We start from the raw sequence: 23,685 nt of genomic DNA on the forward strand, positions 1-23,685 counted from the left end.
CGTCGATGAAATCCGGGTGGTCGTCAGTACGTGATGGTGGCGGTGATGGTGTCGCTGTAACTGCCGGCGCGCGGGTTGCCCATCGTCAACTTGCCGTGGATCTGGATGTCCTGTTCGGTGCCGGCGTAGCTGTCGCCATATATGCATCCGGTGGTGGCATTGCCCCACTGGACGCCGGCGGCATCGTTGCAGGAGGTGGTGCCGCTGTCGCCGCTGTAGAGCTGGTAGGCAATGGTGTCGCCGCCGGGACCAGCCATCCTGCGGTCGTTGACACCAGTGCCATGCAAGCCCTGGTCCAGGGTGATCTGGTAGGCGACCGGGACGTTGCAGCGGACCTTCAGCGAGCCGAACGCCTCCAATTGCTGTCCGGGGGCCACGACCTGACTGCCGAAGGCCACGTCGGTGGCGCTGACCAGACTGCAGCTGGCGACGACGTCGAGATAGACCTCGAACTGGGTCTCCAGCCTCCCGGCCCGTGCCGGCGAAGCCAGCGTGCTGATGGCGATCAGCGCCACGCACATTGCCGACTTGAGGACTTTCATGGCTGCAGCGAACCGGGCGAGACAATCGGGAGCGAGCGACATGGGCGGCGTTGCGCGCACCCATGCGCCCCGGACCAGTGGCGGACAAGGCGTCCGCCCTGGCCCATCCCCAATTAGAACGTCACCGTCGCGGTGATGGTGTCGCTGTAGTCACCGGTCGGCTCGGTGCCGATGATGGTTGCCTCGGCATACACGGTGTGGACCTGGTTGAACGTCGCATCGCCGAAGCCCGTGCCGATCCCGGTGGCGGTGTTGCCGCCAATGCCGGTGGTCTCGCCCCACACGTCGCTGTTGGCGCTGTCCTGGTACAGCTGGTAGGCGATGGTGGCGGTGCCGGCATCGATCTGCATTTGGCGCGCGGTGATGTCGTTGCCGCTATGGGTGCCGGCGTTCAGCGCCAGCTCGTAGGCGGTGTCGACGGTGCACTGGACGGCGACGTCGCCCTGGGCGGTGGCGGTGCCGGCGCTGGCCAGCTGAACGCCGAAGGCGACGGTTTCGGTCGAGATCACGTCGCAGGACTCGTCGATCGAGATGGTGACGTCGAAATTCATGTTGTCGGCTGCGTTGGCCGGAGCGACCGCGCCAGCGGCAATCAGGGCGGTGGCAAGCAGGCTGGTCTTGAACACGTTCATTGGACTATCGGCTCCGGCGCTCGAAAGGCGCATTGCAGGAAGGGGTCGCCAAGCGCTGACGCAAGCGTCGTGCCAACTTTTCGATGGACCCCGCGCGCCGGCCCATTGGCTCAGGCAGGAGTCATAAAATTGACTGAGGGCGAAAAATGACCTGTTGAGTCACATTCAGACAGGTGACGACAGTGTAAAGAGCGAATTCTGCGACATCAATCAAGTTCTTCGAGTGACCTTCATCCTCGTGTCGGTCGAAGGTCACGCCGCAACCGCTCCATTCAGGCAAATACCGAAATAGGCGATAATCGCGGCATGGCTGTCCAAATCAAAACCCCCGAAGACATCGAGAAAATGCGCGTCGCCGGCCGCCTGGCCGCCGAGGTCCTGCAGGTCGTCGCCCCCCACGTGAAGGCCGGCGTGACCACCGAGGAGCTCGATCGCATCTGTCACGACCACATCGTCAACGTGCAGCAGGCGACCCCGGCCAACGTCGGCTACAAGGGCTTCCCCAAGACCGTCTGCACCTCGGTCAACAACGTCATCTGCCACGGCATCCCCAGCGAGGCCAAGGTCCTGAAGGACGGCGACATCGTCAATATCGACGTCACCGTGATCAAGGACGGCTGGCATGGCGACACCAGCCGCATGTACATCGTCGGCACTCCGTCGGTGATGGCGCAGCGGCTGGTCGACGTGACCCGCGAGGCGATGTTCCGCGGCATCCGCGCAGTCAAGCCCGGCGCGACTCTCGGCGACGTCGGCGCGGCGATCCAGGCCTATGCCGAGTCAGAGCGCTTCTCGGTGGTGCGTGAGTACTGCGGCCACGGCATCGGCAAGGTCTACCACGACGAGCCGCAGGTGCTGCACTACGGCAAGGCCGGGCAGGGCTTGGTGCTCAAGCCGGGCATGACCTTCACCATCGAGCCGATGATCAACGAGGGCGGGCGGCATACCAAGGTGCTGCCGGATGGCTGGACCGTGGTGACCAAGGACCGCAAGCTCTCCGCGCAGTGGGAACACACCGTGGCGGTGACCGAGGACGGGGTCGAGATCCTGACCCGGCTGCCGGGCGACGACAACGAGCCATGAGCCACCCGTTCCCGGCCGATGGACATCCGGCGGGGACTGGCGGCGTCGCGAGCCAGGGCCCCGGGCAGGACGATGCCGCCTGGGCGGCGCGGGCGCGCGAGGAACTGGCCGCGGCTGACGCCGGTTTCGCCGACCGCTTCGACGCCGATGCCGACATCGACCGCCTGCTGGCCGAACGTGCCGCCGCGGTCGATGCGCTGGTGCAGGCGGCGTGGCAGCGTTGCGTGCCGCCGGAGGCCGAGCTGGCGCTGTTCGCGGTCGGCGGCTACGGCCGCGGCGAGTTGTACCCGCAATCGGATGTCGACCTGCTGGTCATGGCCGACCCGGCCGCGTCGGAGGCCCACGCCGAGGCACTGGCACGGTTCTTCGCGGTGTTGTGGGATTCGGGCCTGCCGGTCGGCCACGCGGTGCGTTCGCTGGATCAATGCACCGAGGCTTCGGTCGACGACATCACGGTGTTGACCGCGTTGCTGGAGGCGCGACCGCTGGCGGCCAACGAGCATGAGCGCCGCGAGTTGCAGGGCGCCGCCTCGCCGCGGCTGGTGTGGCCGCCGCAGGAGTTCTTTGAGGCCAAGCGCGAGGAACTGTTCGAACGCCACGCGCGCTACGGCGACACCGCCGACAATCTCGAACCCAATCTCAAGGAAGGCCCCGGCGGCTTGCGCGACGTGCAGACCCTGCACTGGATGGCGCTGCGGATCATCGGCACCGCCGATATGGAATCGCTGGTCGCGTTCGGCCAGCTCGGCGCCGACGAGGTCGCGACCATCGAGCGCGAGCGCCGCGCGCTGGCGCGGTTGCGCTACGGCCTGCACCTGGTCGCCGGCAAGCGCGAGGAGCGCCTGCGCTTCGACTACCAGAAGCCGCTGGCCGCGCGGCTCGGCTTCGAGGACGAAGGCGGCACCCTGGCGGTCGAGCAGATGATGCAGGGCTTCTATCGCAGCGCCTCGCTGGTGCTGCGGATCGGCGAACGGCTGCTGCAACGCTTCGAGGAGCAACTGCAGGGCGAGGCCGAGCCGGAGCCGTTGGACGATCTGTTCGAGTTGCGCCGCGGCTACCTCGCCGCGCGCGACCCCGAGTGGCCTCACGCGCCGGCCGAGGTGCTGGCGTTGTTCCGCACCTGGGCGCTGCGCGGGGAGACCCGCGGTCTGCATTCCCACACCGCCCGCGCGCTGGCCGAGGCGCTGCCGCAGTTCCCCGATTTCGCCAGCGCCGACGTCGCGCTGCGCCAGCAGTTCATGCACTTGCTGCGCGGCGAACAGCCGGTGCGCAGCCTGACCCGGATGGCGCGGCTGGGCGTGCTCGGCCGCTGGATTCCGGCGTTCTCGCATGTGTCCGGACGCATGCAGTTCGACCTGTTCCACGTCTACACGGTCGACCAGCACACGTTGGCGGTGCTGAAGAACCTGGCGTCATTCGCCTCCGGCGAGCGCGACGAGCGGTTCGCGCTCGCCCACGAGATCTGGCCGCGCCTGCGCAAGCCCGAACTGCTGCTGCTGGCTGGCCTGTTCCACGACATCGCCAAGGGCCGCGGCGGCGACCACTCCGAACTCGGCGCCGACGACGCCCGCGAGTTCTGCCAGACGATGGGCCTGACCGAGGCCGATACCGCGCTGGTCGAATGGCTGGTGCGCAAGCACCTGCTGATGTCGATGACCGCTCAGAAGCAGGACATCGCCGACCCCGAGGTGATCCACCGCTTCGCCACCGCGGTGACCGACCGCGAGCGCCTCGACCACCTGTACCTGCTGACCTGCGCCGACATTGCCGGCACCTCGCCGAAGCTGTGGAACGCGTGGAAGGACCGGCTGATGGCCGACCTCTACACCGCGACCCGGCTGGCGTTGCGGCGTGGCCTGGAGCATCCGCTGGCGGCGACCGAACGTGCCGCGGAAACCCGCGAGAAGGTTCACGCGATGCTGGCCGCGCTCGGCATTGGTGCGGACGAAATCGACGGCCTGTTCGCAAGGATGCCGGAGGCGGGTTTCCAGCGCGGTCGACCGGATCAGCTGGCGTGGCAGGCGGCATCGCTGCGTGGTGTCCCGGTCGGCGAGACCCGGGTGCGGGTGCGTCCGGTGTCGGCCCACGCCCGCGCGCTGGAGGTGTTCGTGCATTCGCCCGACGCCGACGGCCTGTTCGCCGCGATCGTCGCCACCCTCGACCGCAGCGGCCTGGCAATCCAGCAGGCGCGCGTACTCGACGGTCCGCACGACACGATCTTCGATACTTTCGAGGTGATCCCGGCCGACACCCGCCACGCCCCGGCGGCCGAGGAAGTCGAGCGCAAATTGGCGCAGGCGCTGGCCGGGCCACTCGACCGGATCAAGCCGGCGCGGCGAACGCAGCCGCGGCACCTGCGGCACTTCCGCATCGCCCCGAAGATCGGCTTCGATGCCACTACCAGCGGGCGCACCACCTTGAGCCTGGTCTGCACCGATCGCCCGGGTCTGCTGGCCGATGTGGCCCAGACGCTGCGCAACCAGTCGATGCGGGTGCATGACGCGCGCATCGCGACGTTCGGCGAGCGCGCCGAGGACGTATTCCAGATCACCGCCGCCGAGACCGACGGCCGCGACCAGCCACTCGACGAAACACGACAGCAGGCGCTGGGCACCGCGCTGCTCGCCTGCCTTGAAGGAGATAATCGATGAGCCCGACCCGCAAGCCCGCCAAGAAGGCGACGACCAAAAAGGCGCCGGGCAAGAAGCCCGCGGCCGCGCCGAGCGTGCCGGCCGTCGACGAACTGCGCTTCATGATCGAAAGCGCGTTCGAGCGCCGCAGCACCCTGACCCCGGAAGAGATGGAAGGCTCGACCCGGCCGGTGGTCGAGCGGGTGATCGAGGGCATCGAGGACGGCGAGTTCCGCGTCGCCGAGCCCGACGGCAAGGGCGGCTGGACGGTCAACGAGTGGCTCAAGAAGGCGGTGCTGCTGTACTTCCGCACCCAGGACATGGAGGTGATCGAGTCCTACCCGGCGCCGTTCTGGGACAAGATTCCGGCGCGCTTTGGTGAGTTCGACGAGAGCGCGTTCCGCAAGCTCGGCGCGCGCGTGGTGCCCGGCGCGATCGTCCGCCGCGGCGCACACATCGGCAAGGACGTGGTGCTGATGCCGAGCTTCGTCAACATCGGCGCGCACGTCGGCGCCGGCACCATGGTCGACACCTGGGCCACGGTCGGTTCCTGCGCGCAGATCGGCAAGCATTGCCATCTGTCCGGCGGCGCCGGCATCGGCGGCGTGTTGGAGCCGCTGCAGGCGACCCCGACCATCATCGAGGACCACTGCTTCATTGGCGCGCGCTCGGAGGTCGTCGAAGGCTTCGTCGTCGGCCACCACAGCGTGATCGGCATGGGCGTGTTCCTCGGCCAGAGCACCCGCGTCTACAACCGCGCGACCGGCGAGATCAGCTACGGCTCGGTGCCGCCTTACAGCGTGGTGGTGTCGGGGCAGTTGCCGGCGAAGGATGGCTCGCATTCGCTGTATTGCGCGGTGATCGTCAAGCAGGTCGATGCGAAGACGCGCTCCAAGACGAGCATCAACGATTTGCTGCGCGGGTTGGCGGACTAGGCTTTCGAGCGGCGTGGGCGGGCATTGCCCCGGGCGACACGCCGCCAGTACGTCCATGTAGGCTCTTCGGCGGCGTCCTTGCCGCCGAAGGTCGCCCGGGGCAATGCCCGCCCACGCCCCAAACTTTCGGGATATGCATGACAACGACGCTCTACGGTTTGAACAACTGCGATACCTGCAGGAAGGCGCGCAAGTGGCTTGATCGCTTCGGTGTCGCGCATGAGTTTGTCGACTACCGCGAGCAGCGGCAGTCGCCGGAGACGCTGGTCGACTGGAAGGACAAGCTTGGCGGCTGGGACGAGATGATCAACAAGTCTTCGACCACCTGGCGGCAGCTGCCCGACCATCGCAAATCGCCGGGCTCCGACGCCGAGTGGAAGCTGCTGCTGAAGGAGTACCCGCAACTCATCCGCCGCCCGGTGGTGGTCACCGACAACGGCCAGGTCAGCCAGCGCTTCAGCGACAACGGCTTCAAGCAGCGCTTCGGGATCGCGTGATCCAGGATTCCGGCGGTTGTAGGAGCGGCTTCAGCCGCGACCTGTGCATCATCGCCAACGTACGAATTGCCACGACTGCATAGTCCAAGACAACGTAGAGACTGGCGATCCGACAACAGCGTCGATAAACCGATTCCGGTTCGCGGCTGAAGCCGCTCCTACAGTGACAGGTAACCTTCCGCCATGTCCGATGTCCTCCAGCTCACCCGTGACCTCATCGCGCGCCCATCGGTCACCCCCGACGACGCCGGCTGCCAGGCGCTGATCGCCGAACGCCTGCGCGCGGCGGGCTTCGCCTGCGAGCACCTGCGGATCGGCGAAGTCGACAACCTGTGGGCGACCCATGGCGATGCGAGCAACGGGCCGACCCTGGTGTTGCTCGGCCACACCGACGTGGTGCCGACCGGCCCGCGCGAGGCCTGGACCAGCGACCCGTTCACGCCCGAAATCCGCGACGGAATTTTGTACGGCCGTGGCGCCGCCGACATGAAGGGCAGCGTCGCGGCGTTCGTGGTCGCCGCCGAGCGCTTCGTCGCCGCCCATCCCGGCCACGCCGGGCGGTTGGCGTTGCTGTTGACCTCGGACGAGGAGGGCGATGCGATCGACGGCGTGCGTGCGGTCGCCGAGCGGTTCCGCCAGCGTGGCGAGCAACTCGACTGGTGCATCACCGGCGAGCCATCATCGACCGCCCGACTCGGTGACCTGTTGCGCGTGGGTCGCCGCGGCAGCCTGACCGCGACCCTCACCGTGCGCGGCGTGCAGGGCCACGTCGCCTATCCGGACAAGGCGCGCAACCCGATCCACCAGGTGTTGCCGGCGCTGGCGGAACTCAGCGCCCGGCAGTGGGACGAGGGCTACGAGAGCTTCCCGCCGACCAGCCTGCAAATCAGCAACATCAACGCCGGCACCGGCGCCAGCAACGTGATCCCCGGTGATCTGGGCACGGTGTTCAACCTGCGCTACAACCCGCACTGGAACGCCGACCGCCTGATCGCCGAATGCGAGGCGATGCTCGGCGCCCATGGACTGGACTTCACGATCGACTGGCACCGTAGTGGCGAGCCGTTCCATACCCCCGAAGGCCCACTGCGCTCGGCGGCGCGCGAGGTGCTGGCGCGCTTTGCCGGTCGCGCACCGGAAGAAAGCACCGGCGGCGGCACCTCGGACGCGCGCTTCATCGCCCCGTTGGGGGCGCAGTGCATCGAGGTCGGGCCGGTCAACGCGAGCATCCATCAGGTCGACGAGAACGTGTCGATTGCCGACCTGGAAGCGTTGCCCGACCTGTACCTCGCCCTGGTCGAGCGACTTTTGGTCGGATAGCTTCGCGGCGGTGCGACGGATCACTCCGCCGGCGCGATTTCCAACCGGGTCCACGACATCGTGATGTCGCCACCGTGGATCGGCACGGCGATCGCGTCGCGGGCTTGCACCACATCCACCAATGATTCGGGAATGCCGGGGGACGCGTCGACGCCGTAAAGCGTGATTGCCTCGGCGGGGTCGACTTCGAATTCGACCAGCACTCCCTCGGTCGGCAACCCGACCACGGTGATCGACCGCCACGGTCCAGACCGCGAGTGGCGTGACGTGGCCAGGGCCTCTCCCTGGACGCGGACCGAGGCCAGGTCCACGCTTTCCGGCAGTATCAGTTCGCCCTCGGTCGCGCCGCGGCTGGAACGCAGGCGCAACTGCAGGCGGCGGCGGCCATCGCGGACGGTGTCGCCGAGCACCTCGATGACCGGCGGGGCGAGTGGCGGACCGCTGCGCCCCGGATGACGCGTTCGCGGCGACCACGGCAGCATTGATTCGGTGGTCGCGGCAAAGCCCGCATCGAGCAGGAATTCCTCGGGCAACGGCCCGGACGTGTTGGCGAACACCCGCGCATCGTCGCCGACACCCGCATAGACCAGGTTGAGCGGTCGCGGCACGTCGGCATCGAACGCCGGGCGCATCACTGCGAGCGCGGCAAACAGCACGGTACCGACCAGTGCGGCGACGGCGACGGCGGTGGCGCCACGACCCAGGTCGGACAGCGCCAGCAACAGCGGCAGCAGTACCAGTCCCATCAGCACCGATGTGGCCGACAACCCCGGATGGCCGATCGCGCTGTAGCTGTCCATGACGTAGGGAAACCACAGCATCGCCGCGACAATCGCGGCGATGCCGGCCCACAACGCCGGCCGCCGTGGCCACAGGTGGCCGGCAAGGCCACCGGCGATCAACGGCAGCAACCCGGAATGGCTGGCGCCTGGCATCGCCAGCACCGCCGCGATGGCGATCAGCGCGAACGGCACCAACGCGGCCGCCGCCAGCGCAGGCGCGCCGAACCAGCGCGACATCGGTCGCGCCAATCCGGCGAAGACGGCCACCGCCAACAGCACGAACGTCGCCACCAGGCTGCTCGCCTGCGCCGTCCAGGCCGCCGGGGTCGCCCCCAGCGCGCCCAGCAACGCATGCATCGCCCAGCCCAGCAGCGCCAGCAGTACCAGCGCGGCAACTGCGGCGACACTGGCGCCGAGCAACGACAGCAACCGCGTCTGCCCACTGCGAACCAGGCGCACCACCAGCAACGTCCATGCAGCCAGCCCCAGCAGCAACAAGGCCGGGTTCCACGGCGCCGGCCACGACACCAGCTCGCGACCGAACAGGCTGAAAAAGATTGCATCGTGCGGACGTTGCAGCGGCGCCGGCGCGGTCGCCAGTTCGCGCACCATCGCCAGCATGTTGTCGCCGTGATGCTGCAGCGAGCCCGGATCGAGGTGGGCGAGGTCGTCCAGCGGGGTGTGGTAGCGCGCCGCGCCCTGCGCCCAGGCGAAGTTGACGCCGCTGCGGCCTTCGCGCCGATAGACGGTGAAGTCGGTGTCGTTGGGCAGGGTCTTGTAGATCTCGTAATCCAGCGAGGTTCCGCCTGGCCGGTCCAAGGCACGGTCGACCGCGTCGACGACCGCGGCGTTGCCGGGCTGGGTCTCGATCAGCAGGCTGGCACCGGTGGTGCCGCGTGCCTCGAGGTTGACCACGCTGCCGACGTTGGCGAACTCCGGCTCGCGCACGAATGCCTCGGCGCCGAGCAGGCCGAGTTCCTCGCCGTCGTTGGCGAGCAGCCACACGTCGCGCGGCAATGCCGGGCCGGCCTGGAGCGCGCGCGCGACCTCGATCAGGGTCGCGACCCCGGCGCCGTCGTCGGAAGCCCCCGCGCCGGCGGCGACCGAGTCGTAATGCGCCGACAGCAGCACCGCGTTCCTGCCGGTGGCCTGGGTGCCGTCGGCACCGGGCAGGCGGGCGACGATGTTGTCGATCGTGGCGCAGACCGAGGCGCCGCAGACGAAGCGCCGCTGGACCTCGGCATCAAGGCCGAGCCGGTCAAACTCGGCGACGACGCGGTCGCGGACCGCTGCATTCGCCGCGCTGCCGGTGGGGTGGGGCCGGCCGTCGCCGAGGATCCGCGCCAGCACGTCGCGGGCGCGCGCGGCCGAGAACACCGCGGTCGGCGCATCGTGCCCGAGCGGATCGGGTGGGCGGTTGCCACGCAGCGACAGCACCGCCGCCAGGGCGAGGAGCGCAATCAGGATGACCGACTGGACCGGTTTCGACCGCAACTGCGACTCCCCGTCGCCCGGACGTCCGTCGTTGCCGATGTCGCTACGCAGTGTCTGCTGCACGGCCTGCTCCCCGCCATCCGATGTCGGCCCAGACGATAACAGGGCGCTGCCAGGCGGGTGTCCGGTTGGCGCCCGGGCTGGCGTTGATCAGGACGAGGCCGCTTGCGAGCGGCGTGACAGTCCGGCAGGATCGGTCCATGTCCCACGCCATCGCCAGCGCCCGAGCCAACGCCGCCGTCGCCTACGACGTGTCCGTGGCTGCGTCCGACGACAACCGCAATAACAACGCCAGCCTCCCGCAGGCCGGCGATTAGCGCGCAACCCAACGCTCAATCGTTTCTCCAAGGCCTGCACTGCGAAGTGCGGGTCTTTTCTTTTGTGTCGTCATCAACCCGTCGCCATCCATCCCCAGGAGTTTCCTCATGTGTTCGATCCTCGGCATTTTCGGCCTGCAACCGGGCGACGACGTTTCCGCGCTGCGCCGCCACGCGTTGGAACTGTCCCAGCGCCAGCGCCACCGCGGCCCTGACTGGAGCGGGGTGCACCTCGATGAAGGCGCGATCCTGGTCCACGAGCGACTTGCCATCGTCGACCCCGCGGGCGGTTCGCAACCCATTCGTTCGGCGGACGGCCAGTTGGTGCTGGCAGTCAACGGCGAGATCTACAACCATCGTGAACTCGAGGCAGGGTTGCCGCAGCCCTACGAATTCCAGACCGGTTCGGATTGCGAGGTACTCAACGCGCTCTACCGGCAGGATGGCGACGTTTGCGGCTGGCTGTCGCGGCTCAATGGCATTTTCGCGTTCGCGTTGTGGGATCGCGCCAGCCAGAGCTACCTGATCGCACGCGACCCGGTCGGGGTGGTGCCGTTGTACTGGGGCCACGATGGCGCGGGGCGATTGTGCGTCGCCTCGGAAATGAAGGCGCTGGTCGGGACCTGCAACGACGTCGCGCAATTCCCGCCCGGTCACTGGTACGACAGCGCGACTGGCGAACTGACCGGGTATTACCAACGACCGTGGCGAGACTACGACGCGACCACGGGCGTCGAGGTATCGGCCGCGGAGTTGCGCGACGCGTTCGAGCGCGCAGTGCATCGGCAACTCATGAGCGACGTCCCGTATGGCGTGCTGCTGTCGGGCGGACTGGACTCGTCACTGGTGGCGGCGTGCGCGGCGCGGTTCGCCCGCCGCCGGGTCGAGGAGGACGACCGCGCCGAAGCCTGGTGGCCACGGCTGCATTCGTTCGCGATCGGGCTGGACGGTTCGCCAGACCTCGCTGCGGCCGAGGTCGCCGCGGAGGCGTTGGGCACCGTCCACCACGGCTTCACCTACACCCTGGAGGAGGGGCTGGACGCATTGCCCGAGGTGATCCGCCACGTCGAGACCTACGACGTGACGACGATCCGCGCCTCCACCCCGATGTACCTGCTGGCACGGCGGATCAAGGCGATGGGGGTCAAGATGGTGCTGTCGGGCGAGGGCAGCGACGAGATCTTTGGCGGTTACCTGTATTTCCACAAGGCGCCCGACGCACGTGCATTCCATGAGGAGCTGGTACGCAAGATCGACGCCCTGCACAACTACGACTGCCTGCGCGCCAACAAGTCCATGATGGCCTGGGGCGTGGAAGCGCGTGTGCCGTTCCTCGATGTCGAGTTCCTCGAGGTGGCGATGTGCATGGAAGCCGCAGCCAAGATGGTCGGCATCGGCGCCGACGGTCGACTGCGGATCGAGAAAGCAGTGCTGCGCGAAGCGTTCGCCGGCTACCTGCCGGACTCGATCCTGTGGCGACAGAAGGAGCAGTTCAGCGATGGCGTCGGTTACGGCTGGATCGACGGACTCAAGGCCCATGCCGAGGCGCACGTCGGTGATCGCGAGTTCGCCGCCGCGGCCCGCCGGTTCCCGGTCAACCCGCCGCAGAGCAAGGAGGCGTACTTCTACCGGCGCATCTTCGAGCGGATATTCCCCGGCGAGGCCTGCGCCCAGACAGTGCCGGGCGGCAAATCGATCGCCTGCTCGTCCCCGGCGGCGATCGCCTGGGATGCGGCGTTTGCGAATGCAGCCGACCCGTCGGGCAGGGCGGTGGCGGGGGTGCATCAGGCAGCGTTGGCGTGAGGACAGGTTGCGGGGTATCGAACACCTCGCCCACGAATTCGTACGCCAAGCAGGCTACTCGAGAAAGAACGATTGGCCGGACCATCCGATCAACTCGAATTCGTCGCACTCCATGCACTTGTACCAACGGACTCCGTCTTCGTAGTCGAGGAGCGCGCTGAAACCCGAGGGGCCAGTCTGGGCAAAGTGCTGGAGCAATTGCCCGTTGCGGGTGATGTCGACAAAGCGCCCACGTTCCCCGTCGCGTGTGCTGAATACTCCCACGAACACGTCTTCCGGCGTCCCGTCGTCGTCCAGGTCGCTCTTCAGCGCGAGCGACAACTCAGAATCCAGATAACGCGCGAGTTCTTCAGGCGAAATTCGACCTTCGAGCGCATTCGCATCCAGAGCGCTGGCGCGGTCCCAAGTGGGATCGAACCGACTCACATCAATGCCGTGGACCGAATTTGAAACCGGCTCGAAAGAAATCTCGTACCACCAGGCTGCTGTCGGAGGCGTGGCCGTGCGCATCGCCCCACCAGTGGTCTGGCAGCCGATGGCAAGGAGCGCCGTGCATATCGTTGTCCAGTAAAGAATTTGCTTACCAATCGACATGCCAATGCCTCCCTCCGGCGGCATGCGGTTCGCGCAATACGCTGGCTCCAAGCTCGCTTATCCGTGCTTCGATGGAATCGAGTTGCTGGCGGCTACCGATCGGCCAGCTGATGTCTCTCGCGGTATTGGACAGGTGGTTGGACACCAGTGCCCGCGTGCGCGCGCCTGCTCGATCAGTCGCTCAAACTCGTCCACCGTTTCCCGCGCGGTGGCGGATGGATGTCGAAGCAGCCACTGATCCATCTCAGCAATGTGCGAGGCAGGGCGGTAGGTTCTCAGGAACTCCAGGCGGTTCGCGCGAATCCGTTGCGCCATGAGTTCGGCCTGTCGGCGGATCGTACGAGCTCTGCCGGTGATCCGGATGCCGGCTCGCGGAAACTCCTGCTGGATGATCGCGATGAGCTCGTCGATATTGGAAGGGCGCGCCAGTACGGCGTCCCGGGCAACTGTCTGCATACCTTCTCCCTGGTATCAGCAATAGAGTGCTGGTTGTCATCCTTGATGCTTCGATGGCCCAGAAGCCATGTCGCGCCATCAGGCTTGTCGTTGCGGTAGAAATCTAGCACAGCGGCGTACTGTGGCGAGGGACGTCCGGCGTGATGCGGCTCAGCGCCGCCGCAACTGGTAGGCGACGTTGTGCATCGCGGTCAGTCCCTGTACCTGGAACGCCGGCTGGCTGGCGAGGATGTCCTGCCGTTCCAGCACCTCGACCGACCAGTCGCGCTGGTACAACGCCCGCACCTGCATTTCATCGACCGCGAACGGCGGGCCGTCGAGTTCGGTCGGCGGATATTCAAGCGACACCAGCAGGCCGCGACAACTTGCAGGAAGCGCGGCGTAGACCTCGTCGGCGTAGCGCTGTCGCAACGGCGCTGGCAGCGCGATCAACGCGGCCCGGTCGTAGAACGCGGTGCAATCCGCCAGCGCTTCCCGATCGAGGTCGAACACGTCGCCGCAGATGATCTCGATCCCGCCGGCACGATGATGCACGCCATAGCGCGAACGGCTCACCGTCGGCTCGATGACGTTCTCGGCAAAGAACTGCTCGACCGCCAGCGGCGACAGTTCCACCGCCAGCACGCGGTGACCTCGCGCGGCCAGCCACAGGAGGTCCGGGGATTTGCCGGCCAAAGGAACGAACACCTGGCTGCCGGTCGGCAACCCGAGTGTCGACCAGTGTCGTTGCAGCAACGGGTTGCCGTCGGGCTGGTTGAAGCCGATGCGGCCGTCGTTCCAGCGGGCGTGCCAGTAATCGGGATGCATCGGGATTACTCGACGCTCAATCCTTCAACCTTTTGCCAACCCCGGGGCAGCAACCCACCCCGCGTCGCCCGCGCCCCGACGTAGGCGTCCAGGTCCTTCCACGACAGCGTCATCGTGCGCGCGCCGGACTTCACGCTGAGCGTGCCGCCCGGCGCCACCACTGCCACCGCGACCACCTGCTCGGTGCCGAGCTTGGCCTTGGGGATGTCGATCAGCTTGTTGCCCTTGCCCTTGTCGAGTTCCGGCAGTTCGGCCACCGGGAACGCCAGCACGTGGCCGGCGCTGGTGGCGACCACCACGCGATCCTGCTCGACGTCGCCGACCGCTGCCGGCTGCACGACCTTCGCATTCGGGGTCAGCGACAGCATCGCCTTGCCGGCCTTGTTGCGGCTGGTCAGGTTCTCGAAGCGGGTGACGTAACCGTAGCCGTGGCTCGACGCGAGCACGAAGCGCGCGTCGTTGTCGCCACTCGCGACCGCCTGGAACGACGCCCCCGGCGCCGGCGAGAACCGCCCGGTCAGCGGCTCGCCATTGCCACGCGCCGACGGCAGGCCGTGGACGATGGTCGAGTAGCTGCGCCCGGTCGAATCGAGGAACGCGACCTGCTGGTTGCTGCGCGACTTCGCCGACGCCAGCAGCTCGTCGCCTTCGCGATAACTCAGCGCTGCGGCGTCGATGTCATGGCCCTTGGCCGCGCGTACCCAGCCCTTGGCGCTGATCACCACGGTCATCGGTTCGCTCGGGGTCAAATCGGTTTCCGACAATGCCTGTGCGGCGCCGCGGGCGACCAGCGGCGAGCGGCGGGCGTCGCCGAACTTCTTCGCGTCGGCCTGCAGCTCGTCCTTGACCAGCTTCTTCAGCTTGGCCTTGCTGCCGAGCGTCGCGATCAGCTTGTCGCGCTCGGCGGCCAGCTCCGCCTGCTCGCCGCGGATTTTCATTTCTTCGAGGCGCGCGAGCTGGCGCAACTTGGTCTCGAGGATGTAGTCGGTCTGCTCGTCGTCGAGCTTGAAGCGCTTCATCAGGACGGGCTTGGGCTCGTCCTCGCTGCGGATGATCCGGATCACTTCGTCGAGATTGAGGAACGCGACCAGCAGACCTTCCAACAGGTGCAGGCGGCGCTCGACCTTCTCCAGCCGGTGGGTCAGGCGGCGGGTGACGGTGTTGGTGCGGAACAGCAGCCACTCGGTCAGGAACGCTTTGAGGTTCTTGACCTGCGGGCGCCCGTCCAGGCCGATCACGTTGAAGTTGACCCGGAAGCTCTTCTCCAGGTCCGTGGTCGCGAACAGATGGCCCATCAGCTGCTCGGCATCGACCCGGTTGCTGCGCGGGATCAGCACGATGCGGGTCGGGTTGCTGTGGTCGGACTCGTCGCGGATGTCCTCCAGCCACGGCAGCTTCTTGGCCCGCATCTGCACGGCGATCTGCTCAATGACCTTGCCCGGCGACGCCTGGTGCGGCAGCGCGGTAACGACCAGGTTGCCGGCTTCACGCTCCCAGGTCGCGCGGGCGCGGACGCTGCCGTGGCCGGTGTCGTACATCGCCAGCAGGTCGGCGCGCGGGGTGATGATCTCGGCGGTGGTCGGGTAGTCCGGGCCGAGCACGTGCTCGCACAGGTCGCGGGTGGTCGCGTCAGGGTCGTCGAGCAGGCGCAGGCAGGCGCTGACGACCTCGTTGAGGTTGTGCGGCGGCACGTCGGTGGCCATGCCGACCGCGATGCCGGTGGTGCCGTTGAGCAGCAGGTGCGGCAAGCGCGCCGGCATCCACGAGGGCTCCTCGAGGGTGCCGTCGAAATTCGGGTCCCAGTCGACCGTGCCCTGGCCGAGCTCGCCCAGCAGGACCTCGGCGATCGGGGTCAGCTTCGACTCGGTGTAGCGCATCGCCGCGAACGACTTGGGATCGTCGCTGGAACCGAAGTTGCCCTGGCCCTCGACCAGCGGGTAGCGGTACGAGAACGGCTGTGCCATCAGCACCATCGCCTCGTAGCAGGCGCTATCGCCGTGCGGATGGAACTTGCCGATGACGTCGCCGATGGTGCGCGCGGACTTCTTCGGCTTGGCGGTGGCGTTGAGGCCCAGCTCGCTCATCGCGTAGATGATCCGGCGCTGCACCGGCTTCAAACCGTCGCCGAGGAACGGCAGGGCGCGGTCGAGCACCACGTACATCGAGTAGTCGAGGTAGGCGCGTTCGGCGTATTCGCGCAGCGGGATCTGTTCGAAGCCGTGGAAGGCCGGACGTACGTTGTCAGTCATCGATCAGCCGCCGCTCAACGATGCAGGTCGCCGGCCGCTTCGGGCTGGTAGCGGATCGACAGCACCCGCAGCCGGATCGTGCGACCGCTGGGGACCGGCCATTCGATGGTGTCGCCGACGCGCAGGCCGAGCAGGGCGCTGCCGACGGGGGCGAGGATCGAGACCTTGTCGTTGCTGCCGTCGGCGCCGGTCGGGTAGACCAGGGTCATCTCGCGCTCGTCGCCGCTGGCCTCGTCGCGGAAGCGCGCGGTCGAGTTCATGGTGATTACGTCGCCAGGCATCTGGCCCGGCTCGAGGACCTGTGCGCGCGCCAGTTCCGCCTCCAGCTTGGAGGTGTCGATGTCGGCGTTGCGCGGGTCCTCCAGCAGGGCCTCGATGCGGTCGCAATCCAGGCGGGACAGGAGCAGGGTGGGGGTGGTCGAAGCGGTCATGCGTAGGGCTCCAAAGCGATACGGGCGACGCATCGATGCGCCGCCCGCGGACATCGACAAGTCTACTCCAGACGCCAGTGTCGCAGCGGTCGCGCAACAAGAGTGCAAAAAACCCGCGAGAGTGTGTTGACAACCATCGCGCCGCATCGCAACATACGCGGCCCGCATGGCTCGCCGTGCGGTTTGCCCGGGTGGCGGAATTGGTAGACGCACTAGCTTCAGGTGCTAGCGGGGGCAACTCCGTGGAGGTTCGAGTCCTCTCCCGGGCACCAAACAAGGCCGCGCTGTAAGGGTTTCAGGGATGCGTGGCGTAATACAGGCGGCGGGCTTAGGCTCGCCGCCTTCTTTTTGTCCGGTTGTTGTCGCGCCACTCCAGCACCTCGCCGATGACCCACGTCGCCGGACGGGCGTTGACCCGGGCCGGGAACGTCGGCTGGCTGGCGATGGTGTGCAGGAACGTGAACTTCGCCAGCCCGAACAGCTTGGCGGCCTCCTCGGCGTTGATCGCCTGGAGCTCGAACGGGATCTTCTCGGCGGCGCTCATGGGGACTCCGGCCAGAAATACCGGCAGACCATCTTGCCGTTCGTGGTGTGGGCCATCATCGTCCAGCCCCGGCCTGCCTTACGCCAGATGTAGGCATACGACAGCATCATTGGGATTCTCCTTTCGAGAGGCCGATAATCGCTCGCAGGTCATCATCCGAAAGGTCGTCTTCGGTCTTGCCCGGAGCCAACAGCATCGTCACGTCAGCGCCAGTGCGGCGCGCGGTGCTGACCATTGACGGCGTGGTCAGGCTTTCAAAGTAGGAATCGCTGCCAACGAAGGCAATTTTGAGCCCGTCGATTTCACGCATCAGTTTCTCGCTCATTGCGGCGGCTCCGGTTGGGTGTAGGCGGCTTGAAGGCACGCGGCGGCGCCATCCGGCCCGACTTGATGCCAAGCGGTCAGGGCCACCATGCCGACCATTGCGAGCAGGATCAGCAAGCCAAAGACAGCACCCAAGAATGCGGCAAGAAGGGTGTCCTTCATCACTTCACCTCGCCATACGGCCATGCTGTAGCGGTCACGGGGTCGGGTCCGGTTGGGCGGGCCAATCATTCGGAACCTTGAAAGTGTTGCCGTGGCGGTAGCCGCACCGGGCACAGTCTTTGGCGACGTGGATTGTTCGATACCAGTCCGAGATGGGGCGGTGCGGTGCGTGGAGACGGGACCATGTTGGGGTGACGTCTGCCTCGATGAAGTTGAAGTTGTGTCCAAGGATTCGGCACAGAATGCTCACTTGCCCACCTCCTGCGCTGCGTCGATGGCGGCGTCTAGTTCCTCGCCAGACATAAGTTCGGCCTCCTCGCCGTAGCTGTATATACGGATGAGGGATGAAATGTCCTCGTCGTTTTCAGGTGCCCGCAGCCACCGATAGCGCCGCGCCTCCTCCAGCGCCGCCCGCATTTGGTCGTACAACTCGACCGGAATCGGCAGCCATTGGCCCTCCGACTTGCAGCGACGGTCCTCGTCGGCTTGCGCCAGCACATCATCCAGTGTCGTCTCGTTGCTCATACGTCCTCCTGCGCTGCGTCGATGGCGGCTTTCATGGCGCTGTAGGTTCGCGGCGCGCTCTTTCCCTTTGACCAGTCGATTCCAACCTCGCCCCACATCATGTCGGCCAGTTCATCCCAGCGCAGGGCCAGCGACGCCCACTGCCGCGAGTAGCGGGCCATCTCGGTGATGCGCGGCTTCCACTCGGGGAACAGTTCCAGCAGGCGCAGGCAGCGGCCAAGGTCGGCGGGGTCCCACGGATGGTCACCTTCCGACTCCATACCTAGCATGTGGTGAAGGATCGCCTTGCTGGACGACCCGGAATCCCTGCCGGACAGCCACACAAGCGCGCGCCTATCCAGTGTCGTCTCGTTGCTCATGGGGTCGGCTCCAGGTTGAGGGCTGTGCGGGCTATGTCGGACCAATGTCTCCATGTTTCGCGTGCGCCGTCTGGACCGTAATTCGGACCGTGGTGGGCAATCTCCCGCAACGCCTCCGCCAGCCGCTCGGCTCGGGCCTTGTGATGATTGACGACACGGACCGGATCGCGTTCCAGCGTGACACCCTCCGACTTCATTTCGTTGGACAAGGCTTCGGTAAATCGATGGCCGAAGTCGACAGCGGTCCGTGCCGTCGCGAGTGCATGGCGCAGGTCTTCGCACTCCGCCCGGCTCTCGGCCAGTGCGCGGCGGCAGTCGTGGCGGACGCAGCGGTCGTCGGTCTTGCGCTTGCGGTCGTCGGTCATCAGTCGATCCCCGGATATGAGGTAGCAAAGCCAGCAATGACCAACAGACCGGCGGCGCAAACGGCTACGCCAGGGCCGCGCGTGTCGAAGTCATACCCCCCTAGCCAAGCAACTCCACAGCCAACTGCGATAAAAACCACGAAAATCAAAGCGCGCTTAATCGTTGTTGTCATCATCCTTCTCCCTTCTCGGGCTGCTGGGGTGCGAGGGCGGCGGACATGGTGACTCGGGCGCACTCACGCCAGCTTTCTCTCTCGTCGTCTTGCATCGGGGCGTTCCACATATCTTCGGGGCACTGGTCCTCAAAGATCGCTTTCGCTGCCCGCTCGACCATCGCCTCATCCACCACCGGCCGCTGCGAGAGGGCGAGGTGATATGCGGCCTGTGCGATCAGAACTTCCTCAGTCGTCAGCTCGCCCATGTGCAGGCGGAACGTCTCGGCATCAGGAATCTCCCCACTGGCCTGCTCGGCGGGTGGGGGCGGGGCTGCGGCGAGCATTGCGCGGTAAGCGACAACGGCCTGCCAGATACGCAAGGTCGGCCAAGAGAGCGCGTCATTTCGGGTTGCCGTGTCGCCACTCTCGTATGCGACTTCTGCCTCGATCATCGCGTTCTCAGCGGAATCCCACATCGGAAACGTAGGCTCCCTCGGCACCCGCACCCATTCACTCCTGCCCATTGGTGGCATCCTTTGGCGTGATGACGCACTTGATTGCGCGGTCGCCATTCTTTCGGCACGCCTGCCAGCTCATGCCCAACGAATCGCAGTGGGAGTGAATTGCGTCGTGACGGGTGCTGGCGTTGGCCAAGTAGTACAAGCCACAGCGCCCAGTGATGAACCAATGGGTTTCAGGCTTCATGGCTGCTGCCCTCCTGCTGGGCGGTGGTGAGACAGCCCCGGAGCAATTCGCGCAGCTCGGCAGGCCCGTTTGCTGGGGCGTTGTCGTAGTAGTAATCCTCGGCGCGTTTCACCATCGCGTCATCTACCAGCGCCACGTCCGGCGCAGGGGCGGGGTGGGTGTAGAGCTTCGTTCCGGCCGGAAGCTCGCGAGACATGCGCGCACAGGAGATATAGCGCCCCGGCCCGGCGGGATCGTTCGGGCCTCGCGTCATCACGCCGTCATCGACAAACCCCACCGCCTCCCCGCCATCCGGCCGGGCCTGCTCGCTGTCCTCATGGGCGATAACCAGCCGCCTGCCCTTTGACACCACGATGCTAGTGCCGTCGATGGTGACGACGTAATCGCCTATACGTCGGCAGTTGGGCCCACCCAGCAGTTCGGCATTGCTAGGCCGGGCCTGCGGGGTGCAGTCCGGGCAATCCATCGCGTCCTGGCAGTAGTTGTCCGGGGTCTGCCCGCTCGACGTGTCGACCATCCCGTGGCCGTTGCATGTCTGGCACACCTCCGGGGTGGCATCACGTGCGCGATGTTCAGCCCACTCAACGAACGACGGGTCTCCGCACGCCTCGTGGATCATGCGCTCCGGGCTGGCATCGCCCTGCGGCTGGGGGGCGGCAAGGTCGGCGCGAACATACGCAATTTCCAGGCCGCCGATTTCCTCGTCCTGCCACGTCACATGGTCTGCGCCCGGCCACGCTTCATCGCGCTCGGCGTTGTCGCCGCTGGTGTCGATCTGTAGCCAGATGCGGGCTGGTGCCGTGCGGTCCAACTCGCCGGGCACGTAGTCCAAACCCTCCCCGCGCGCCTTATCCGCCTGCGGGGATGGGGCTGCGGGTTCGTAAGTCGCCGAGAAAATGTCGGGCTTGCACGGGTAATGTTCGCCCTGAACTCCCCGGATGATCCAGTCGCCCGGCGATGCGGTCATGTCGCCTTCCAGCGTCCAGATCAGCATGTCGAACGCCTTGCCTGGCTGGTCGTCGCGGGTGATGAAAGAAACAGTCGGGTCGTCGTGACCTTTCGCCGCATCATCAGCGTTTGCCCACCGGCAAATAGCGCCGGCCGAATCGGCGGTCCCGTCGAACTGCATCGCCTCGATCACAACCGGCTTCTTCCTATAGCGATCCGCCAGCGCCTTGTTGTCAGTGGTCATTGGTCTTCTCACCAGTAGTTGGCGCTGATGGAAATTTCGTAAGCGCACGAGTGCCGCTTGCACGCTTGGGCGGCCCAGTGCTGCAACCCTTCTATGGCGGCATTCAACTCGGCCAGCGGACACCGCTCGCCGTACCCGTAGGTCAAGAAGTGCCGCAACACGACTTGGCCCTCATCGCCAGAAATCTGATTGCTGTCGTCGTAGTCGGCCTCCATCACGGATGCTGTGTAGCTACGCCCGCCGATGTTCACCTCAAACGAACCTTCTGAAATGTCTGCGGATTCGTGTTCCGCGATATCCCTAAAGGTCTTTCGAGCAAGGTCATCGACCGTCAGGTGGCAAAGAAGAATTGCGTTCGGGTGGCTGCTCACGTTCTCATCTCCTTCCGGGTAGCGCCGGCTCGCGGGGTGTTGGGTCAGTAGGTGATCGAGACGGCCGGCACTTTGCCGGTGGCGACCAGAGTGATGACGGTCTGCGCGTCGGCTTCGGACAGCCCGCCCGCGACCAGTGCCGCGGCAGCCTTGCGGTTGATCGCGCCGCGGTGGCGGGTATTGGCAGCGCGGCGCTCGTCCTCGGCCCGTTGCGCGGCTTCGGCGTCCTTCCGGGCGCGCTCGGCGTCGGCGGCCTGCTGCGCGGCGCGGGCTTCGGCCTGGCGCACGGCCTCTGCCTGTTCGTCGGCGGCTCGCTGGGCGGCGTCCTCGGCGGCCTGCCGCGCCTCCGCAGCCTCACGCTCCCGGCGAGCCTCGGCGTCGATGGCGTCCTGTCTCGCCTTCTCGATCGCAGCGGCGGCATCGCGCTCGGCTTGGGCTGCGGCCTCGACCCGAATCGCCTCCTCGCGCTCGGCGCGCTCACGCTCGGCCTGTTCGGCGGCGATGCGGTCGGCCTCGGCCTTCTCCGAGGCGGCGATGCGCTCCTCGGCCTCACGGATGGCGGCCTCGCGGCGCTCCAGTTCGGCGACCCGCTCGGCTTCCTCGGCCTCGCGGCGGATGCGCGCGGCCTCGATCGCCTCCTGCTCGATGCGCGCCTGCTCGGCTTCCCACTCGGTCAGCGGCGCCCGCACTTCATCGCGCAGTGCGTCCAGGGTGTCGCTGGAGTGCTTGCGAAGCACGTCGATCGCCTTGGCCTGCTTCTTCCAGCCCTCGACCAGCGACTTGCCGGCAGCGTCGATCGCGGTCTTGCTGCGCGCCACCTTGTAGGCCGTCGACGCAATCAGCTTGCGGCCCTGCTCGGTGGTCAGGTCGGGGACCAGCGTCACGGTGGCGGCGCGGATCTGCGCCAGCACGTCGTCCAGCGCCTCGCGGTTGAACAGGTCGACCGGGTTCGCCAGCGCGTTCTCGGGCAGCAGGGTGATTTCGGTGGACTCGGTTTCGCGGAGCTGCGCGTTCATGCTGCGTCCTTCTTGTCGGTGAGCAGTTCGACCCACGCCTGGACCTTCGGCTCGAGCACGAAAATGCGCGCCTCGATTTGATCCTTCTCGGAGTCGGTGATTTCGCAAGGGATGACGAGGCCGCCGGCCTGCGGGTGGTAGGAAACGAAGTCCTCGCCATCCAGTTCGCCAATGAACAGCCCGAACTTCGTCTGCCAGCGGTACTCGCTGGGGATCAGGCCGGTGCGCTTGACCTCCATCCATGCCTTGTGGAGCGGCGACTTGATTTCGATGCCACGGCGCCGCGATGCGAACAGGCCGTCCGGCGACCAAATGAGATTCGGGATGCGGCCGTGCTCGACGCAGCCGACTTCCTCCACGGCCACGTCGCGCTCGAAGGCGTACCAGTCGCGCGCCTCCGGCTCGACCTGGTGGCCGCGGTCCATCGCTGCCGACTTGAACCCCTCGTCTGCCGTGGGGCCGTACACGCGCTCCCATGCCAGCGTCTTGAGGTAGTCGGCCAGGCCCGACGTGTCGAGCTTGCCCATGATGACGGCGCCCTTGCTGGCCGAGAACTTGCCGGCGCGAAGGGCGTGCCACTCGGGCGTGCCCTGTGCAATGTCGGCGTGATAGACCGGGCTCATTCCATGTGCTCCGTGACTTCCTTCACACGGTCGTTGTAGGCGGCCAGCACCGGCTTGGGCACGCGGTTCTTTTCGTCGCCGATCTTGGCGAGCATTTCGTCCTTCACCTTCCGCAGCGCGGCCAGGTCCGGGGCGCCGGCGATCTTCTGGAACCACTCGGAATAGTCCGGCTCCGCGGGCTCGTCCCGGTAGTCATAGCCGCGGCCGTCGTCGTCCATGCCCTTCGTCGCCATGCCGGTCGCGGCGAGCAGGGTGTATCTCTCCAGGTAGGTGATGGTGCTGGCGACCTGCTGGATCGCGTTCTTCTTGCCGCTGGAGTCGCCGCCGGCCGACAGGCTGACCGACTCGCTGTGGCCCAGCGCGTGTGTGATCGTGCAGGCGACGGTGATCTGGCCGCCTTCCTGCTTCACGTCCCAGCGGTGCGACAGGCCATGCTTGCCCATCGTCGGCACCACCACGTCGGTCACGTCGGCGAGTTCCGCGTGGGTGTAGCTGGTGGTATCCCCGTCGCGGGTCGTGAAGCTGACCAGCTTGCGCTTGAGAATCTCCATCGGCTCGGCCTTGAACGCGGCCATCGCGGCGACATACGCCTTGCGGGCTTCGTTGGCCTCCCACTTGATTTGCAGGTCCAGCATCTTGTCGAGGTTCGACAGGTCGCCACCGCGGGCGACCATCGTCTCGATCATGTTCAAGTACGGGTTCGCCTGCGGCACCAGGTCGGTGCAGGCGTCGATGATTTCGGCTTTCTGTAGTGCGCTCATGTCCATTTCCT

The 23,685-nt window shown here is 66.6% G+C and carries 27 protein-coding genes and 1 tRNA gene; 7 read left to right on the forward strand and 21 right to left on the reverse strand.

Translation table 11 applies throughout. The annotated features are described in order from the left end of the window. Positions 1-23: 23 nt before the first annotated feature. On the reverse strand, positions 24-542 hold the full coding sequence (locus SNE34_RS01180) for a Csu type fimbrial protein (protein WP_332613923.1): 519 nt from the start codon (positions 540-542) through the stop codon (positions 24-26). Positions 543-655: 113 nt separating this feature from the next. Then, on the reverse strand, positions 656-1,174 hold the full coding sequence (locus tag SNE34_RS01185; RefSeq protein WP_332613925.1) for a Csu type fimbrial protein: 519 nt from the start codon (positions 1,172-1,174) through the stop codon (positions 656-658). A gap of 306 nt (positions 1,175-1,480) precedes the next feature. Between SNE34_RS01185 and map the strand changes: the two genes are divergently transcribed. From map to dapE, 5 genes are all read left to right on the forward strand, one after another. Beyond that, complete coding sequence (gene map, locus SNE34_RS01190) at positions 1,481-2,257, forward strand: type I methionyl aminopeptidase (RefSeq protein ID WP_332613927.1); 777 nt, start codon at positions 1,481-1,483, stop codon at positions 2,255-2,257. After that, positions 2,254-4,908, forward strand: coding sequence for a [protein-PII] uridylyltransferase (glnD, locus tag SNE34_RS01195; RefSeq protein WP_332613929.1), 2,655 nt, complete (start codon positions 2,254-2,256; stop codon positions 4,906-4,908). The genes map and glnD overlap by 4 nt, the downstream gene beginning before the upstream one ends. Beyond that, positions 4,905-5,822: a 2,3,4,5-tetrahydropyridine-2,6-dicarboxylate N-succinyltransferase gene (dapD, locus tag SNE34_RS01200; protein ID WP_332613930.1), complete on the forward strand. Its 918-nt coding sequence runs from the start codon at positions 4,905-4,907 to the stop codon at positions 5,820-5,822. Before glnD ends, dapD begins: the two co-directional genes overlap by 4 nt. A 137-nt stretch (positions 5,823-5,959) precedes the next feature. Then, positions 5,960-6,319: a Spx/MgsR family RNA polymerase-binding regulatory protein gene (locus tag SNE34_RS01205; RefSeq protein WP_332613932.1), complete on the forward strand. Its 360-nt coding sequence runs from the start codon at positions 5,960-5,962 to the stop codon at positions 6,317-6,319. Between the two features lie 183 nt (positions 6,320-6,502). Next, the gene (gene dapE, locus SNE34_RS01210; RefSeq protein WP_332613934.1) at positions 6,503-7,639 is read left to right on the forward strand and encodes a succinyl-diaminopimelate desuccinylase; all 1,137 of its coding nucleotides are present in this window, start codon (positions 6,503-6,505) and stop codon (positions 7,637-7,639) included. Positions 7,640-7,659: 20 nt separating this feature from the next. Here the strand turns inward: dapE and SNE34_RS01215 are convergent, their stop codons facing one another. Next, positions 7,660-9,978 (reverse strand): M28 family peptidase, encoded by a 2,319-nt coding sequence (locus SNE34_RS01215; protein WP_332613935.1) that lies wholly within the window; start codon positions 9,976-9,978, stop codon positions 7,660-7,662. A 362-nt stretch (positions 9,979-10,340) separates the two neighbouring features. On the opposite strand from SNE34_RS01215, the gene asnB reads away from it, so the two are divergent. Beyond that, a complete protein-coding gene (asnB, locus tag SNE34_RS01220; protein ID WP_332613937.1) occupies positions 10,341-12,035 on the forward strand; it encodes an asparagine synthase B in 1,695 nt (564 codons plus the stop codon). A gap of 54 nt (positions 12,036-12,089) precedes the next feature. Here the strand turns inward: asnB and SNE34_RS01225 are convergent, their stop codons facing one another. The 5 genes from SNE34_RS01225 to rnk all read right to left on the reverse strand — a co-directional run bounded on the left by SNE34_RS01225 (position 12,090) and on the right by rnk (position 16,572). Next, on the reverse strand, positions 12,090-12,629 hold the full coding sequence (locus SNE34_RS01225) for a hypothetical protein (RefSeq protein ID WP_332613940.1): 540 nt from the start codon (positions 12,627-12,629) through the stop codon (positions 12,090-12,092). Between the two features lie 57 nt (positions 12,630-12,686). After that, complete coding sequence (locus tag SNE34_RS01230; RefSeq protein ID WP_332613942.1) at positions 12,687-13,085, reverse strand: hypothetical protein; 399 nt, start codon at positions 13,083-13,085, stop codon at positions 12,687-12,689. 150 nt (positions 13,086-13,235) lie between these two features. Further along, a complete protein-coding gene (locus tag SNE34_RS01235; protein ID WP_332613944.1) occupies positions 13,236-13,892 on the reverse strand; it encodes a thiopurine S-methyltransferase in 657 nt (218 codons plus the stop codon). A 5-nt stretch (positions 13,893-13,897) separates the two neighbouring features. Beyond that, positions 13,898-16,141: a DNA topoisomerase IV subunit A gene (parC, locus tag SNE34_RS01240; protein ID WP_332613946.1), complete on the reverse strand. Its 2,244-nt coding sequence runs from the start codon at positions 16,139-16,141 to the stop codon at positions 13,898-13,900. A gap of 14 nt (positions 16,142-16,155) precedes the next feature. Beyond that, positions 16,156-16,572 (reverse strand): nucleoside diphosphate kinase regulator, encoded by a 417-nt coding sequence (rnk, locus tag SNE34_RS01245; RefSeq protein ID WP_332613948.1) that lies wholly within the window; start codon positions 16,570-16,572, stop codon positions 16,156-16,158. Between the two features lie 185 nt (positions 16,573-16,757). Between rnk and SNE34_RS01250 the strand changes: the two genes are divergently transcribed. Then, positions 16,758-16,844 (forward strand) — tRNA-Leu (locus SNE34_RS01250). 56 nt (positions 16,845-16,900) lie between these two features. Here SNE34_RS01250 and SNE34_RS01255 read toward each other — a convergent pair. The 13 genes from SNE34_RS01255 to SNE34_RS01315 all read right to left on the reverse strand — a co-directional run bounded on the left by SNE34_RS01255 (position 16,901) and on the right by SNE34_RS01315 (position 23,674). Then, entirely contained in the window at positions 16,901-17,116 is a 216-nt protein-coding gene (locus SNE34_RS01255) for a hypothetical protein (protein ID WP_332613950.1), read from the reverse strand. A 106-nt stretch (positions 17,117-17,222) separates the two neighbouring features. After that, positions 17,223-17,441: a hypothetical protein gene (locus tag SNE34_RS01260; RefSeq protein WP_332613952.1), complete on the reverse strand. Its 219-nt coding sequence runs from the start codon at positions 17,439-17,441 to the stop codon at positions 17,223-17,225. Then, complete coding sequence (locus SNE34_RS01265; RefSeq protein WP_332613954.1) at positions 17,438-17,602, reverse strand: hypothetical protein; 165 nt, start codon at positions 17,600-17,602, stop codon at positions 17,438-17,440. The genes SNE34_RS01260 and SNE34_RS01265 overlap by 4 nt, the downstream gene beginning before the upstream one ends. A gap of 246 nt (positions 17,603-17,848) precedes the next feature. Further along, entirely contained in the window at positions 17,849-18,127 is a 279-nt protein-coding gene (locus tag SNE34_RS01270; protein ID WP_332613956.1) for a hypothetical protein, read from the reverse strand. Continuing rightward, the gene (locus tag SNE34_RS01275) at positions 18,124-18,486 is read right to left on the reverse strand and encodes a hypothetical protein (RefSeq protein WP_332613958.1); all 363 of its coding nucleotides are present in this window, start codon (positions 18,484-18,486) and stop codon (positions 18,124-18,126) included. Before SNE34_RS01275 ends, SNE34_RS01270 begins: the two co-directional genes overlap by 4 nt. Next, on the reverse strand, positions 18,483-18,851 hold the full coding sequence (locus SNE34_RS01280; protein ID WP_332613960.1) for a hypothetical protein: 369 nt from the start codon (positions 18,849-18,851) through the stop codon (positions 18,483-18,485). Before SNE34_RS01280 ends, SNE34_RS01275 begins: the two co-directional genes overlap by 4 nt. Positions 18,852-19,023: 172 nt before the next feature. Then, positions 19,024-19,458, reverse strand: coding sequence for a hypothetical protein (locus SNE34_RS01285; RefSeq protein WP_332613962.1), 435 nt, complete (start codon positions 19,456-19,458; stop codon positions 19,024-19,026). A gap of 58 nt (positions 19,459-19,516) precedes the next feature. After that, positions 19,517-19,711 (reverse strand): hypothetical protein, encoded by a 195-nt coding sequence (locus SNE34_RS01290; protein WP_332613964.1) that lies wholly within the window; start codon positions 19,709-19,711, stop codon positions 19,517-19,519. Next, entirely contained in the window at positions 19,701-20,903 is a 1,203-nt protein-coding gene (locus SNE34_RS01295) for a hypothetical protein (RefSeq protein WP_332613965.1), read from the reverse strand. The genes SNE34_RS01290 and SNE34_RS01295 overlap by 11 nt, the downstream gene beginning before the upstream one ends. Positions 20,904-20,911: 8 nt before the next feature. Further along, positions 20,912-21,274: a hypothetical protein gene (locus SNE34_RS01300; protein ID WP_332613967.1), complete on the reverse strand. Its 363-nt coding sequence runs from the start codon at positions 21,272-21,274 to the stop codon at positions 20,912-20,914. A 44-nt stretch (positions 21,275-21,318) separates the two neighbouring features. Next, entirely contained in the window at positions 21,319-22,290 is a 972-nt protein-coding gene (locus tag SNE34_RS01305) for a hypothetical protein (RefSeq protein WP_332613968.1), read from the reverse strand. Further along, positions 22,287-22,913 (reverse strand): YqaJ viral recombinase family protein, encoded by a 627-nt coding sequence (locus SNE34_RS01310; RefSeq protein WP_332613970.1) that lies wholly within the window; start codon positions 22,911-22,913, stop codon positions 22,287-22,289. Before SNE34_RS01310 ends, SNE34_RS01305 begins: the two co-directional genes overlap by 4 nt. Continuing rightward, complete coding sequence (locus SNE34_RS01315; RefSeq protein WP_332613972.1) at positions 22,910-23,674, reverse strand: ERF family protein; 765 nt, start codon at positions 23,672-23,674, stop codon at positions 22,910-22,912. The genes SNE34_RS01310 and SNE34_RS01315 overlap by 4 nt, the downstream gene beginning before the upstream one ends. Between the last annotated feature and the right edge of the window lie 11 nt (positions 23,675-23,685).

The sequence above is a fragment of the Novilysobacter erysipheiresistens genome, from assembly GCF_036663935.1.
Taxonomy (GTDB): domain Bacteria; phylum Pseudomonadota; class Gammaproteobacteria; order Xanthomonadales; family Xanthomonadaceae; genus Novilysobacter; species Novilysobacter erysipheiresistens.